Here is a 301-nt window from a genome sequence, read left to right on the forward strand (position 1 = left end):
TGATGGTGTTGAGCTGGCTCCTGGTGAGTCGAAGTCGTTCACGGTTGTGGTGTCGGGTTCGTTTGATCCGGCACGGGTGAAGGAGTCTGAGGTTCTTCAGTGTGCTGGTGATGGTGCTGAGGGTGCTCATGGTTTCGTCAATGAGGTCACGCTCGATGGTGATTCTGACGGCGAGGGCAACAACACGGCCTGCACGACGGTGGAGAAGGCGCCGAAGTTTGCGGTGAAGAAGGAGGCCTCGGGTGAGGCGTCTGCCGTGAACGGTAAGTGGTCCTCGACCTACAAGGTGACGGTGACGAAC

General features: G+C 58.5%; 1 protein-coding gene. It reads left to right on the plus strand.

Annotated features, from left to right (window positions below; translation table 11 throughout):
• Window positions 1–301 (plus strand): hypothetical protein (locus tag M3B90_RS09600; protein WP_259890162.1); only part of this gene is annotated, 301 nt, incomplete at both ends.

The sequence above is a fragment of the Dermabacter sp. p3-SID358 genome, assembly GCF_025147465.1.
GTDB lineage: Bacteria > Actinomycetota > Actinomycetes > Actinomycetales > Dermabacteraceae > Dermabacter.